This is a genomic window from Runella aurantiaca (assembly GCF_003339505.1).
In the GTDB taxonomy this organism is placed as follows: Bacteria; Bacteroidota; Bacteroidia; order Cytophagales; family Spirosomataceae; genus Runella; species Runella aurantiaca.
In genome coordinates, this window is sequence record NZ_QPIW01000001.1 from 312,636 (window position 1) to 326,540 (window position 13,905).

The 13,905-nt window shown below is 44.3% G+C and carries 12 protein-coding genes; 4 read left to right on the forward strand and 8 right to left on the reverse strand.

What is annotated here, in order from left to right:
* The first annotated feature begins 17 nt into the window (after positions 1-17).
* Positions 18-647, forward strand: coding sequence for a Uma2 family endonuclease (locus tag DVG78_RS01415; protein WP_114459278.1), 630 nt, complete (start codon positions 18-20; stop codon positions 645-647).
* On the forward strand, positions 644-2,158 hold the full coding sequence (locus tag DVG78_RS01420) for a tetratricopeptide repeat protein (protein ID WP_114459279.1): 1,515 nt from the start codon (positions 644-646) through the stop codon (positions 2,156-2,158). The genes DVG78_RS01415 and DVG78_RS01420 overlap by 4 nt, the downstream gene beginning before the upstream one ends.
* An 8-nt stretch (positions 2,159-2,166) precedes the next feature.
* On the opposite strand, the gene folE is transcribed toward DVG78_RS01420, so the two are convergent.
* The 3 genes from folE to DVG78_RS01435 all read right to left on the reverse strand — a co-directional run bounded on the left by folE (position 2,167) and on the right by DVG78_RS01435 (position 3,984).
* Entirely contained in the window at positions 2,167-2,862 is a 696-nt protein-coding gene (folE, locus tag DVG78_RS01425; protein ID WP_114459280.1) for a GTP cyclohydrolase I FolE, read from the reverse strand.
* Positions 2,825-3,241, reverse strand: a complete 417-nt coding sequence (locus DVG78_RS01430; protein ID WP_114459281.1) for a 6-pyruvoyl trahydropterin synthase family protein — start codon at positions 3,239-3,241, stop codon at positions 2,825-2,827. Before DVG78_RS01430 ends, folE begins: the two co-directional genes overlap by 38 nt.
* Before the next feature lie 236 nt (positions 3,242-3,477).
* A complete protein-coding gene (locus DVG78_RS01435) occupies positions 3,478-3,984 on the reverse strand; it encodes a DUF4199 family protein (RefSeq protein ID WP_114459282.1) in 507 nt (168 codons plus the stop codon).
* A 115-nt stretch (positions 3,985-4,099) separates the two neighbouring features.
* On the opposite strand from DVG78_RS01435, the gene DVG78_RS01440 reads away from it, so the two are divergent.
* Positions 4,100-5,782, forward strand: coding sequence for a glutamine--tRNA ligase/YqeY domain fusion protein (locus tag DVG78_RS01440; RefSeq protein WP_114459283.1), 1,683 nt, complete (start codon positions 4,100-4,102; stop codon positions 5,780-5,782).
* Between the two features lie 57 nt (positions 5,783-5,839).
* On the opposite strand, the gene DVG78_RS01445 is transcribed toward DVG78_RS01440, so the two are convergent.
* Positions 5,840-6,841: a GNAT family N-acetyltransferase gene (locus DVG78_RS01445; RefSeq protein ID WP_114459284.1), complete on the reverse strand. Its 1,002-nt coding sequence runs from the start codon at positions 6,839-6,841 to the stop codon at positions 5,840-5,842.
* A gap of 260 nt (positions 6,842-7,101) precedes the next feature.
* Between DVG78_RS01445 and DVG78_RS01450 the strand changes: the two genes are divergently transcribed.
* On the forward strand, positions 7,102-9,042 hold the full coding sequence (locus DVG78_RS01450; protein ID WP_114459285.1) for an ABC-F family ATP-binding cassette domain-containing protein: 1,941 nt from the start codon (positions 7,102-7,104) through the stop codon (positions 9,040-9,042).
* A gap of 77 nt (positions 9,043-9,119) precedes the next feature.
* Here DVG78_RS01450 and DVG78_RS01455 read toward each other — a convergent pair whose 3' ends face one another.
* The 4 genes from DVG78_RS01455 to DVG78_RS01470 form a co-directional block, all read right to left on the reverse strand.
* Positions 9,120-10,178, reverse strand: coding sequence for a response regulator (locus DVG78_RS01455; protein ID WP_114459286.1), 1,059 nt, complete (start codon positions 10,176-10,178; stop codon positions 9,120-9,122).
* Positions 10,179-10,184: 6 nt separating this feature from the next.
* A complete protein-coding gene (locus tag DVG78_RS01460; RefSeq protein ID WP_114459287.1) occupies positions 10,185-11,423 on the reverse strand; it encodes a sensor histidine kinase in 1,239 nt (412 codons plus the stop codon).
* Between the two features lie 145 nt (positions 11,424-11,568).
* Positions 11,569-12,930 carry an oxygen-independent coproporphyrinogen III oxidase gene (gene hemN, locus DVG78_RS01465; RefSeq protein ID WP_114459288.1) on the reverse strand — a complete coding sequence of 454 codons (1,362 nt, stop codon included), beginning with the start codon at positions 12,928-12,930 and terminating at the stop codon, positions 11,569-11,571.
* Positions 12,931-13,199: 269 nt separating this feature from the next.
* Positions 13,200-13,895: a sulfite exporter TauE/SafE family protein gene (locus tag DVG78_RS01470; protein ID WP_114459289.1), complete on the reverse strand. Its 696-nt coding sequence runs from the start codon at positions 13,893-13,895 to the stop codon at positions 13,200-13,202.
* Positions 13,896-13,905: the final 10 nt, after the last annotated feature.

The following is a 13,905-nucleotide window of genomic DNA, read 5'->3' on the forward strand; positions in this document are numbered from 1 at the left end:
GAAAAACAGGAATTGACATGGTAGCAGTCTCCACCAAACGCAAACGCATTCGGACCAAATTTGCCAAGCATGAAATCCCGAAATCGTTGATTTATGAAGAATACGACGGAAAACCCATGTACTATCGGGGTTATAAAGATGTATTAAATCAACTGAAAACGAAGGAAGAAATCATGGGCGAAAGCGACACCCAAGCAATAATTATTGGCGTTTTGATGAAATATTTGTTGAAAAATTTAGATGAAGATGCCTATTTCGTTATCACTAACGAAGTGGGCTTTCATCTCAAAAAACGTAGCAACGTTTCCTCTGATATTGTGATTTACGAAAAGGCAGCTTTGCAAAATCATGCCTTTAAGGATAAATACTTCGAAATTCCGCCCTTAGCGGTCATAGAAGTGGATATACAGGCCGATACGACTGATTTCGGGATTTCAGAAATGGATTATTACGGCATTAAAACCAAAAAATTGTTGGATTTCGGCGTTCGGGAGGTCATTTGGTTTTTTTCAGGGACAAAACAACAGTTTGTATCGCGGGCAGGGCAAGATGGCATCATTTCGACTTGGGAAAAAAATGTTAGTTTGCTGGGTGAATATCAATTTTCACTTGAACAACTGCTTCAAAAAGAAGGCTTTAAGTTGTGAAAAAGGGAGTTTTATTCACGGGCCTTTTTGCCTTTTTTCTTGGTTTCTTCTTTTCCCGTTTTCTTTCCTTTGGCCAAAGTAATCCGTACCAAATTACGCCCACGCTTCAAGAGGCGTACGCTGATGTGTTTAAGTTGAAAGTCACTTCGGTAAGGGCGCTGCTGCAAAAAGAAAAAAATACTGGGCCGCGAAAAGCCTTTGCCGTGTATGTGGAAGATTACGCCGACATGGTCACGTTGTTGGTAAGCGATGAGAAACGTTTGTTTGAACAATTGGCTCCTAATCAAGACAAACGCTTGGCATTTTTGGAAGATTTGCCCGCCAATTCGCCTTATCAGCGACTGTATCAGGCCGAAATTCGTCTGCATTGGGCGTTTATCAAATTGAAATTCGGCAAAGAAGTCAGCGCGTGTTGGGATATTATCAAGGCGTATCGACTGCTGGAAGAAAATGCCAAAAAATATCCCGATTTTATTTCGACCTACAAATCGTTGGGGATGCTTCACGTATTGATAGGTTCGGCTCCGCAAAACTATCAATGGGTCACAAAACTGCTGGGCTTGCGCGGCAATATTCCACAGGGAATGCGCGAAATCAAGACCATTATTCAAAAAGACAAATTGTTTGGCGCCGAAGCAAGACTGGTGGAGTTACTGTTGCACGCATATATCCTCACTTACGCTGAGTCGCAAAACGCGGCACTTCTGGAGTTTGTCAGTGGTGAAGAGGATAATTTACTGCTCCATTTTTTCGGAACAACAATCTCAATGAAAGACGGACGGGGAGAACAGGCGCTAAAATTACTCAATCAGCGGCCCGTTGGTAGTGACTATCTGGCGTTTCCTTTTTTGGAATACCTGAAAGGAGAAATTTTGCTTCAAAAAGGCCAATACGACGAAGCACGTACGTACTTGAAACGATTTCTGGCGCAGTATAAAGGCCAAAATTACCTGAAAGATACGCACCTGAAATTGTTTCTGAGCCATTGGCTGGAAGGGGAAGAAGCTGTAGCAATGCCCTATTTGGAGCGCGTACTGAGCGTTGGAACGAGTTACGTGGAAGCCGATAAATTTGCAGAAAAATTCGCCAAAAGCTTCCGAAAGAAAGAGGTTTCGGGACAACAGAAAGCCTTAATGAAAGCCCGTTTGGCGTTTGATGGTGGGTATTTGCCAGAAGCAGCTCTTGCTTTGAAAGCACATCAGGAGACTTTCTTTCCAAACTTATACGATAAAGCCGAGTTTCATTACCGTTGGGGGCGGATTCTTCAACGTCAAAATCGTCCTGACTCTTCCATCGTGCATTATGAACGCGCCATTGCGCTCAGTCAAGCGCAGAGTTTGTATTTTGGCGCGACTTCGGCCTTGCAATTGGGCTACATGTATCAGGCAAAAGGTAATACTGCCAAGGCCATTTATCATTTCAAGCAAGCCCTTAATTATCCGAAGCATGAATACAAAAACAGCGTGGACAATAAAGCCCGCGCTGCCTTGACTCTGATGGGAGTGGAATGATTTGGAGATTATAAATACTTCAAAAATTCATTTTTGGTGGCGTCTTCCTTAAACTTGCCGCCGTAAAAAGAGGTGATTGTGGTGCTCGTATCATCTTGTATGCCGCGCGAGGCGACGCACAAGTGCTTGGCATCCATTACCACGGCTACATCTTCGGTTTGGAGAATTTGTTGCAATTCCTTGCCGATTTGAACCGTCAAACGCTCCTGCACCTGAGGGCGTTTGGCAAAATACTGAACAATGCGGTTCAGTTTTGAAAGTCCAATCACTTTTCCGCTTGAAATATAGGCTACGTGCGCTTTGCCAAAAATGGGTACAAAGTGGTGCTCGCAGTTGGAGTAAAAACTGATGTCTTTCTCCACGAGCATTTCGTTGTAATTGTATTTATTTTCAAAAAGGGTGGCTTTGGGCTTATTTTTAGGGTTAAGGCCACTAAAAATCTCTTTTACGTACATTTTAGCCACCCGATGGGGTGTTCCTTTCAGGCTGTCATCGGTTAGGTCAAGACCCAACGTCTCCATGATTTCTTTAAAATGCTGCTCAATTTTGGCTACTTTTTCAACATCGCTCAGCTCAAAAGCATCTTCGCGCATGGGGGTATCGTAGGCACTCAGGCTGTGGTCGTCGCCCCATTCGTCAATGTTTAAATCAACGAAATCGGCAGCCTCACGCGGGGTATTCCACAAAGTTTCGTTCGGTTTCATATAGTCTTATTTTCAAATCAAAAGTGGATTGTAAATGCCCACGCAGGATGTTGTAAATCACAATTGCAATGTTCTCGGCACTGGGATTCAGGTGTTTAAACTCTTCAGTGTCAAGATTCAGATTTTTGTGGTCGAACTTTTGCAAAACATTGAGTTCTATCAAATCGTTCAGCCATTTCAAATCCACGACGTAGCCGGTATTCGGGTCTACCTCCCCCGTCACCCGCACAATCAGCTCATAATTATGACCGTGGTAGTTCGGCAAATTGCATTTTCCAAAAATGCGTGCGTTTTCCTCCTCCGACCAAGCCGGATTGTTGAGTCGATGCGCAGCATTGAAGTGGGTCTTTCGGAAGACCGCCACCCGTTGATTGCTCATTCCAATATGTTAGTAAGTTGTAGCGTTGTATGTACGAGCGCGCCGAGGAGTCGTCAGAAAGTTTGTCTGCAACACCCTCTCGACCGTTGGGCGTGGTACCAAAGCCCTTGGGTAAGTATCGTTTTCAACTGCATTATAAACGGCGTTCTTCCGAAAATAGTTTTAAAATAGTTGCACTTTCAGAAGAAAAGACGTGATAATCAGAACGTTTATTCAAAAAAATAATGGGCAGGACTCTATTTGTTCTTGACAAAAGCAGGGAATAAAAAGGCGTAAATTAAGCAAAAAATAAGTTGTACGGTGGTAGTAATGCCCAAATAAACAGGCAATTGAAGAAAATCATCCATCATACGGGTGGCGTTTTCAAAGTTTTCTTCCGAGGTGGCGGTCAGCGTAAGCCATTCCCGACCACGAATAATGAGGTCATTAAAATAATCAGGATTAACAAATAAAAAATAAACCCATTTTACTAATCCAAAAGCGAGTAGCCAATAGATACTTAGTGTGACTAACGACTTGACATTTGTTTTATAGACTACCTTTGTAGCCTGTTGACGCGTGCTGCGAAGAAATACAATATAAAACACTCCAATCAGGATTAACCAAAGCAAACTTGTGAAGGGAAGCCAGTCAACAATTGTATTTTGATAACCGAGTAATTTTTCTCCAACCAACCAAATAAGACTGAAAACAACGATGTAAATGGCGAATTTGAGGGTATTGTTCATTCCAGAAAATATCATAGGTTTAAAAAAGTAGGCAAACTTAGGTATTTTCTCTTATTTTTCCCTGCCGACTCCTCCTTGATGAGAACGAATTATACTACTTTTGCGAATTACCACCAGTCACCAGAGCCACATGAGTGAAATCAACAAAGAACCTACCGAAGAAAAATCACTTAACTTCATCGAGCAAATCATCGAGGAAGACCTCCGTAACGGTAAGCACGGAGGGCGAGTTTTAACGCGCTTTCCACCCGAGCCAAACGGTTATTTACATATTGGCCACGCCAAGTCAATTTGCCTTAATTTTGGCGTTGCTCAAAAATACGGCGGAGGAACAAACCTTCGTTTTGACGACACCAACCCTGTGACGGAAGATACCGAATACGTAGACTCCATCAAGAATGATGTACAATGGCTAGGTTTTCAGTGGGTTAATGAATTTTATGCCTCTGATTATTTCGATTCTTTGTACGAGTATGCGTTGTTGCTTATCCGTAAAGGACTGGCGTACGTGGACGAATCTACGTCGGAACAAATGGCGGCGCAGAAAGGAACTCCCACCGAGCCTGGAACCAATAGCCCTTACCGTGACCGCACGCCTGAGGAAAACGAAGCGTTGTTTGTACGCATGAAAAACGGTGAGTTTGCCGAAGGAACCCGTACACTTCGGGCCAAAATCGACATGGCGGCCCCGAATATGATCATGCGCGATCCCGTAATTTACCGCATCAAATTTGCGCATCACCACCGCACGGGCGACAAATGGTGCATTTATCCGATGTACGATTTTGCCCACGGGCAATCAGATTCAATCGAAAAAATCACGCATTCTATTTGTACATTAGAATTTATTCCTCACCGCGATTTGTACGATTGGTGCATCGAAAAACTAGAAATATTTCCCTCAAAACAATATGAGTTTGCGCGCCTGAACCTTACGTATACCGTAATGAGCAAGCGTAAACTTCTTCAATTGGTCAACGAACAACACGTAACAGGCTGGGATGATCCACGAATGCCCACGATTTCGGGCTTGCGTCGTCGAGGATATACCCCCGAGTCTATTCGTGAGTTTTGTGACCGCATTGGGGTAGCCCGTCGCGACAATCTGATTGATGTGAGTTTGCTGGAATTTTGTATCCGTGAACATCTCAACAAAGTGGCCGAGCGCCGAATGGTTGTGCTTGACCCGCTCAAGGTGATTATCACCAATTTTCCCGAAGGTCAGGTGGAGATTTGCCACAGCGAAAACAATCCTGAAGACCCCAACGGCGGTATACGTGAGATTCCTTTCGGTCGGGAGATTTACGTGGAGCGGGATGACTTTATGGAAGTAGCTCCTAAAAAATACTTTCGTTTGGCTCCGGGGCAGATGGTTCGCCTCAAAAGCGCTTATATCATCAAGTGTGACGATTTCGTCAAAGATGAAGCAGGAAATGTGACCGAATTGCATTGCTCATACATCGAAAACAGCAAAAGCGGTAGCGATACCTCGGGCATCAACGTAAAAGGTACATTGCATTGGGTTTCGGTCAACGAAGCCTTGCCCATCGAGATTCGGGAATACGACCGACTTTTCAGCGTCGAAGACCTTTCTACGGCCGAAGGGGATTTTAAAGACCACATTAACCCCAATTCGTTGCAGATCATTACGGGCTATGCCGAACCTGCATTGAAAGAAGCCGTGGTAGGAACGAAGTTTCAATTCATGCGTAAAGGGTATTTTTGCCTTGATACAGACAGTACAGCTGACCATTTGGTTTTTAATCGTACCGTTGGATTAAAAGACACGTGGGGAAAAGTGGCAGCGAAATAGAGATAACTATTGTCAGTCGCAACGTCGGCAGCGCTTTGAGCGCTGCTGACGTTTTTTTTAGAGCAAAGTTTTATAAAAAACGTATTTGTCGCAGTTTTTTGCGCCCAAATTCTCCTTAAATCGCTTCAAACTGGGTTTTAGTTCACCCGCTTCATTGACGGAGATTCCCAGATCCAAGAGTGAGATTCCTTTTTGTTGGCATTCACCGTACAGTCCTTTATTGAGCAACACGGCGGGACTGAACGTACGATACGTCAGGTTGTCGGCGGGACAGAAATTGTACAAAACAGATTCTCCTACGCGCACCGTGACCGAAAGTGAGGCCAATGTATCGCCATCTTTGACGCAAAACACACGGAAATGTTGGGAAAAAACACTGAGCCACATTTGCAATTGCTCAAAACTGAACGAAAGCGAATACCCCAATAATTGACGATTGTGCTGAATAAACGTGTAGACCTCACGCGCTGGCGGGTTGAGCCATTCCTCAAAACGAAACCCCGCCCGCAGGCATTTGCGTAAACGGCGGCGCTCAGAGGCGTGGAGGCCTTCGTCAAAGTTGGTTTGGGTGACTGGAATGAACTGATTTTCTATGCTCTGTGTCAGTTCAAAACCGCGCCTTAAAAGCCCCCTTCGCACAAAAGTACTGCGTGAGGGATTATAACCCGTAGGGTAATGCTTGATGCGCAGACTGTTGATTCCTCGCTCTTTGGCAAAACCTTCAATCCCCGTTAGCCACTCCGAAAATTCGGTATGGCTGATGCGTTCCGCAATTTCAAACGACCCAAATGAGGCTTGCGATGGGCTGATTCCTGCTTGCTGTTGAATGAATAAATGAAAAATCCCGAAGGCTTCGGTTTGGGTGGCTGTATCGGTCAGGATAAACGTGTACACCTCTGAAGCCGTTTGGTGTTTAACGTGCAAAGGAGTATTGAACAGCCACAACGGCCACCGAATGTGGAAACGGTGCAAAATGTCGGGATTGTTCTGTACCACCAACGCAGTATAATTGCGTAGCAGAGAAGGCGTCACCTTATGTTGAGGTATTGAAAATTGCATTCGAGGCTTGCTTAATCGACAAAGATATAAAATCTCGGCTTGTCTTACAGGGCTTTCCTATTTCATTGAATGGTTTTAACGAAAGGCGATAAACGGAATTGCTTTATTTGACGCCAAAGTCTTTTCATTTGGTTTAAAGACGGTTTTTAACGTTAAATGTTCGTGCTTTTTGGGTCGTAATTATTCATTTTTAGAAAGAATAGCTTTGATTCCGCTTGAACTAGTCGGGCAAGGAGGCAAAAATACACTAACTTTGCGGCATGATTTCAATAACTAACTTATCGTATTATCTCGGCGACCGGGCGTTATACGAAAACGCTTCGCTCCACATCAAGCCCAAAGACAAAATTGGCCTTATTGGTTTGAACGGAACGGGCAAGTCTACTTTATTGCATTTAATTGTGGGAAGTTATCAGCCCGATGCTGGACATATTTCAAAATCAGGCGGTTGTACCATCGGGTTTTTGAATCAGGATTTGCTTTCGTACCAAAGTGACGATTCTATTTTGTCGGTGGCGATGCAGGCTTTTGAGCGTGCCAACGAACTCCAACGGCAGATGGATGCGGTCATTCATGAAATGGAGGTCAATTACCAAGACAAATTGGTGGACCGACTTGCCCGCATTCAGGAAGAATTTGAAGCTTTGGATGGCTATTCTATCCAATCAAAAGCGGAAGAAATTTTGGAAGGGCTCGGTTTTTCTACGGCCGATTTGCAAAAACCACTGCGGCTGTTTTCGGGAGGGTGGCGTATGCGGGTAATGTTGGCGAAATTGCTGCTCCAAAAGCCTTCGCTGCTGATGCTTGATGAGCCTACCAACCACTTGGATTTACCATCGATTCAGTGGGTAGAAAAATACGTTCAGAGTTATGAAAATGCCGTGATTGTGGTTTCTCACGACCGTGAGTTTTTGGATAACGTCTGCGATACAATGGTGGAAGTGAGCAACCAAAAATTGAATTATTACGGCGGCAATTATTCTTTTTACATCGAAGAAAAAGCCCTTCGTAACGAGATTCAAAAGGGAGCTTATGAAAACCAGCAGGCTAAAATTCGCCAAACGGAGCGTTTCATTGAGCGTTTTAAGGCCAAAGCAACCAAAGCAAAACAAGCCCAAAGCCGCGCCAAAATGCTTGATAGAATGGATAGGGTAGAGGCAGTGGTCGACGAAAATGCAAAAGTACATTTTCGATTTCAGTTTACCACCCAACCCGGGCGCCATGTGCTGCAACTCGAAAACGTTTCGAAAGCATACGGAGAAAAAGAAATCCTCAAAAATACCAACATTTCGATGGAGCGGGGTGACAAAATCGCCCTCATCGGAGCTAACGGAAAAGGAAAATCGACGCTCCTGCGGGTGATTGCGGGTACTGAGCCTATTGAAGGTGAGCGGCGTTTAGGTCATAACGTACTTTTTACTTTTTACGCTCAGCACCAGTTGGAATCACTGAACATTGAGCATACGATTCTGGAAGAACTTAAATATGCCAACCCAACCAAGAGTGAAACGGAATGCCGCACCATTTTGGGATGTTTTCTGTTTACGGGCGAGGATGTTTTTAAAAAAATAAAGGTTCTTTCTGGAGGGGAAAAATCGCGGGTGGCTTTGGCGAAAGTACTGGTATCTGAAGCCAATTTCTTGTTGCTCGATGAGCCTACCAACCACTTAGACATGCAATCGGTCAATATTCTGATTCAGGCGCTGCGCCAGTATGAAGGCTCTTTTGTGGTGGTTTCTCACGACCGGTTTTTTGTGGAAGCCATCGCGAGTAAAATTTGGTACATCGACAATCGCGAAGTAAAAGAATACCCGGGCACGTATCAAGAATACGAATGGTGGCAGGAAGAGCGTGGAGAAGAAGAAACGGCCAAAGGAAAAGAGGCTGTTATGACGAGCTTGGCATCAATGAATGCCATAAAAACCGCCCCAGCAACACCCGCTGCGCCGTCGAAAAATGGGAGTTCAAACGGGCAGGCGCTCAAACAGCTTCAAAATAAAGTGAATCAGCTCGAAAAAGAGATTGATGAATTAGAGAAGCGTAAGACGGAAATAGAAGCGAAATTGGCGGATGAAACTGTTTACAGTAATCCGACCAAGTTGGCTGAACTCAACCGCCAATATGCCGACATCAAGCAAAAAATAAATAAATCAACCGAGAACTGGGAGCAAGCAGTGTTGGAGGTGGATGCGTTGGGGTAGAAATGCAACGTCGGCGAGGGCTGCGCGCCCCGGTTCAAACCTCGCCGACGTTAGTTATTAGTAAATTGTCATTCGTTTCAGTTTCTCATTCGGGCCAGTTTTTCATAATCCAGCACTGTGATGAGACTACCTTTCATTTCGATGAGTGATTCTTCTTTGAAATCCGACAGCGTGCGAATCACCGTCTCAGTAGCAGTTCCTACAATACTTGCCAAATCTTCGCGGGTGATTGCAATCGCAAAATGCTTGGTTTTGTCTTCCTGATAGCGGTTTGCCAACATAATGAGCGATTCGGCCACGCGTTTGCGCACCGAGTTATAGGCCAATTTGAGCAGGCGCTCTTCACGCTCCCGTACTTCATTGGAAAGGATTTTTATGAATTTTGAGGCTACATCACGGTTGTTGTACAACAATGAATTAAACTCATCTTTGGGGATAATCACCACTTCACTGTCTTGAAGCGTAACCGCAGAGTCTTGATAGGCGACGTTTTCTAGTAAATCCAAATACCCAAAAAAATCACCGGGCTTGTGCAGCTCAATGATGTATTCTTTCCCAAATTCGTTGGTTTTGAAATTCTTTACTTTACCGCTTTTTAAAAAATAAACCGCGTTGGGATAATTGCCTTCCGAATAAATAATCTCCCGTTTCTTAAAGAGCTTCGTTTTCTTATTTTCCGAAAGTTTTTTGAGGGATTCAAAAGACTTGGCTTCGTTCAAAAATTGATAAAGACCTTCTTCTGTCCGTGAATATTCGGTTTTGAGCAAGTTGTTTTTCCGCAGGCGCGTTTCAACGGCACTCAAAAGCTCCACATCGTCGTAGGGTTTGGTGAGGTAATCGTCGGCCCCCAGGGTCATTCCCTTACGATAGTCATTTTTTTCGGCCTTTGCGGTTAGAAAAATAAAGGGAATACTAGCCGTAGAAGGTTCTTTGCTGAGTAAATGAAGCACACCATATCCGTCTAGTTCGGGCATCATAATATCGCAGATGATGAGGTCTGGACTGCTTTCTTGCGCCAATTTAATGCCTTGTTTGCCGTTTTCTGCCGTTACCACATTGTAGTGGGCCAACTCTAGAATTTCGGTTGTGTTATCCCGCATATCGGGATTGTCTTCTATCAACAGGATTGTTTTCATTTACTATTATGTGGGGAGTACAAGGGAAACACGGGTGCCTTCATTGAGCTTACTGTCAAGGTGAATATCTCCATTCATCAGCTGAACATATTTGTATACGATGTTGAGCCCTAGCCCAGTGCCTTGAATGGTTCCTGAATTTTGCGCCCTGAAAAATCGGTCAAACACATAGGGAATATCTTGCTCAGGAATACCGATTCCTTGGTCCCGAATAACAATATTTAATGTTGAATCAACTTTTTCGGTGCTTAAAAAAATGTCTTTTCCTTCTCCCGAATACTTTGCGGCGTTGGAAATAAGGTTGATGAGCACGTTTTTGAGCAAATGCCGGTCGACACACACCTCCGAATCGCCAGTGTGTACGTACTGCACCTGCTGATTTTCTTTACAGACCGAACGAAGTTCATCCACCATTTCTTTGCAAAAATCAGAAAGGTTAAACACCACAGGCACGTTGCGAATTTGACCTTCTTCTAGTTTACCCAATGATAAGAAATCGTTCAAGATTTCGGTCAGATTATTGACCGTCGATTTTATGCGTTGAACGTGTTTTTGACGTTTCTCATCTTCTTCACTGTGGACATAACGCCCAATCAACGACGCTGATGACAAGATGGTGGCCAAAGGCGTGCGAAACTCGTGTGAGGCAATGGTCACGAATTTCGTTTTCATCTCGTTTAGTTGACGTTCTTTTTCAAGGGCCCGCATCACTTCTTGCTTTGATTGTTCCAGTTCTTTCATAGCCCGGGCCAGTTCGCGGGTACGTAGTTCGACCCGTTCTTCTAAGTCGGCATTGAGGTTTTGGATTTCGTGATGGGCTTCAAGCAGGGCAACTTCTTGTTTTTTTCGTTCCGAAATATCAATGATAAAACTGACGATGTAGTCGCCGTCGCTGGTACTAAACGGACTCAAGCTCACTTCTACTGGAAACTCGCTATCATCTTTGCGTTTGGCCTTTAAATCAAAATTTCCGCCCATACTTCTGGCTTTGGGTTGTTGGGCGTAATTCATGCGGTGATCAACGTGCTTTTTTGCGTACCGTTGAGGAATAAGGGTCTCAATTTTCTTGCCGAGCAATTCTCCTTCATCATACCCAAATAGCGCCTGTGCTTTTGGATTTACCAACTGAATTTCTCCCCATGAATCTACCACAATAATCCCCTCTGTTGCACTTTTAAAGAGTGCATGTAACATTTCGACGTGTCTTCTCATCGCTTGGGTTTGCTGAATAAATACTTCTAACATACCAAATACGGTGGTTATTGTGATTTTTGCAAGTGTTAATTGTATAGGTATATAAAATAGCCAATATTTTATTGGCTATTTTATTGATATTCAAATGTTTGAAATTTTTTCGCACAAAACCATCCCAAAAAGCTCAGTCGTAGTTTTAAAACACCTGACTGAAAATTGCTGTCTGTGGAATGTCATTCCAAAGGCGAGCATCGAATGCCATACTGATGTTGCGTATAAAATTTCTCCCTTTTTTGGTAACGGTAAGATGATACGGCTCGATGATGACCAACTCATCTTTTTCTGGTTCTTCTAATCGAGCAAGGGCATCATAGAGTTCTTTACACTGTTCTTTAGAATCGTACCAAGACGTTTCAAAATTGCACATCAATCGTTGGATATGACGGCGGAGTATCAGGTCTTCGCGAGTCAGTACGTGGCCTCTAAACAAAGGAAGTTCGTTGGATTTCAGTCGTTCGTAATACTTCTCAACAGTCTTTTCATTTTGTGCATAGCCCCACCAACAATCGCTGATAGCTGATACGCCCAGTCCAATCAGTAAATTGGTTTGGGTCGTGGTATAACCCATAAAATTTCGATGTAGGTGTTTTTGTTGAACGGCTTCGTAGAGACCATCGGTTGGTAAGGCAAAATGATCCATACCGATGTCGGTATAACCAGCCGTTTCTAAAGCTTCCCGACAATTGTCGTAAATCGCCAGTTTTTTGGCGGCATCAGGCAAATCTTCTTCCGTAAACTTACGCTGCCCGGGTTTTACCCAAGGCACGTGCGCGTAGCTATAAAGCGCAATCCGGTCGGGGCGCAGTTGAATCACTTCACTGATGGTCTTAGCCACGGTACTGATTTGTTGTTGGGGCAACCCATACACTAAATCATAATTGACCGAAGTGTAACCGATTTCGCGTGCTTTTTCGGTCAGGTGTTGCACCTGTTCATAGGTTTGCGGACGGTTGATAAGCTCTAAAACAATCGGGTTAAAGTCTTGAACACCAATGCTTATGCGTCGAAAGCCAACTTCGTAAAGTGCTGTTAGGTGCTCATCGGTTGTATTGGCGGGGTGAGCCTCAAACCCAAATTCAGCATCGGGGTGAACATCGGCCTTTTCGAGCAAACCATTAATGAGTCTTTTTAGGTTTTCGGGGCTAAAAAAAGTAGGAGTGCCTCCGCCTAAGTGAATTTCCCGCAGTTGGGGACGATTGGGTAAGAAGTCAGTGTAAAGTTGCCATTCTTTCAACAAAGCCTTAATATAAGGGTGCTCTACTTTGTGATTGACCGTGATACGGGTATTGCAGCCGCAATAGGTGCAAAGACGCTCGCAAAATGGCAAATGGATATAAAGACTGATGCCTTGGGTGGCGTTGCTTACTTCAAAAGTGTCGTTTACGAGGTTTTTCCAACGCTCGTCTGTTACGGGCGTTTTATCCCAATAAGGCACCGTGGGATAACTCGTATAGCGCGGGCCTGGGACATTATATTTTTGTAAGAGCTGACTGTTCATGGTGAATACTGAAAGGTAACTTTATCAAAAATCAACTTCTTTGGCCGAGTAAAATATGATAATCGTCATGTATAGTTAAAAACTGTCGTGAGAATCTGAAGAGAAAAATAGCCTCGATTGTTTATGAAAAGAAGAAGTAATTAGTCGTAATGCCTTAATTAATAGGAGTTAATGAGTAGGGTTATCTTGATACCTGAACTAATGAAGGCTTGCGCTATGAAGCATAGGGTTGAAGTGCAACCCAGAAATGTAACAAAAGTCACTGAACATTATTCGCCGTGACAAACGGGGATTGTGCGGGATGTTTTTTCCGCCAACGGATTTTCAGAAAATTGAAAACCACGTACGATTAGAAGTATTGCCACGGCGGCCACAAAAGCGGGCATGAAGCGGCGGGCTTGGTTACGGAATTTGGTTGAGATAAACGTTTTGACAAACGCCACGGCACTCATGGCGGGAATCGTGCCCACCCCAAAAAGGGCCATAAATAGTCCCCCCTCCCACGGATTGCCCAGGGCAACGGAACTAATAAGTGCCATGTACACCAGCCCGCAAGGTAGCAAACCATTGAGCGTACCAAGCAGAAACAATGCAGGGAAACTTCGACGAGAAAGTAGCGAACTCAGCCTTTTCTTTACCCATTGAACTCCCTTTTGTAAGGGTAGAGGGGCCGAAAGTTGGTCGAGCCAATGCGACGAATAGGCGACCGTTCCCAGTAAAAAAAGGCCCGTTCCGATGGAGAGCCCGCGCTGCAATCCTCCAAAATCCAACGCACTACCCACAAATCCAAACAACACCCCAAGCAAACTGTAGGTAATGGCACGACCTGCGTTATACATCAAAATCCCCAGCATTTTTCCGAACGTTGACCGGTGGTGAACCGGCAACGCCAACGCAATAGGCCCGCACATCCCCACACAGTGGAGACTGCTCATCAGACCTAAAGTAAATGCGAGGTAAAACATGGTGTTTTTT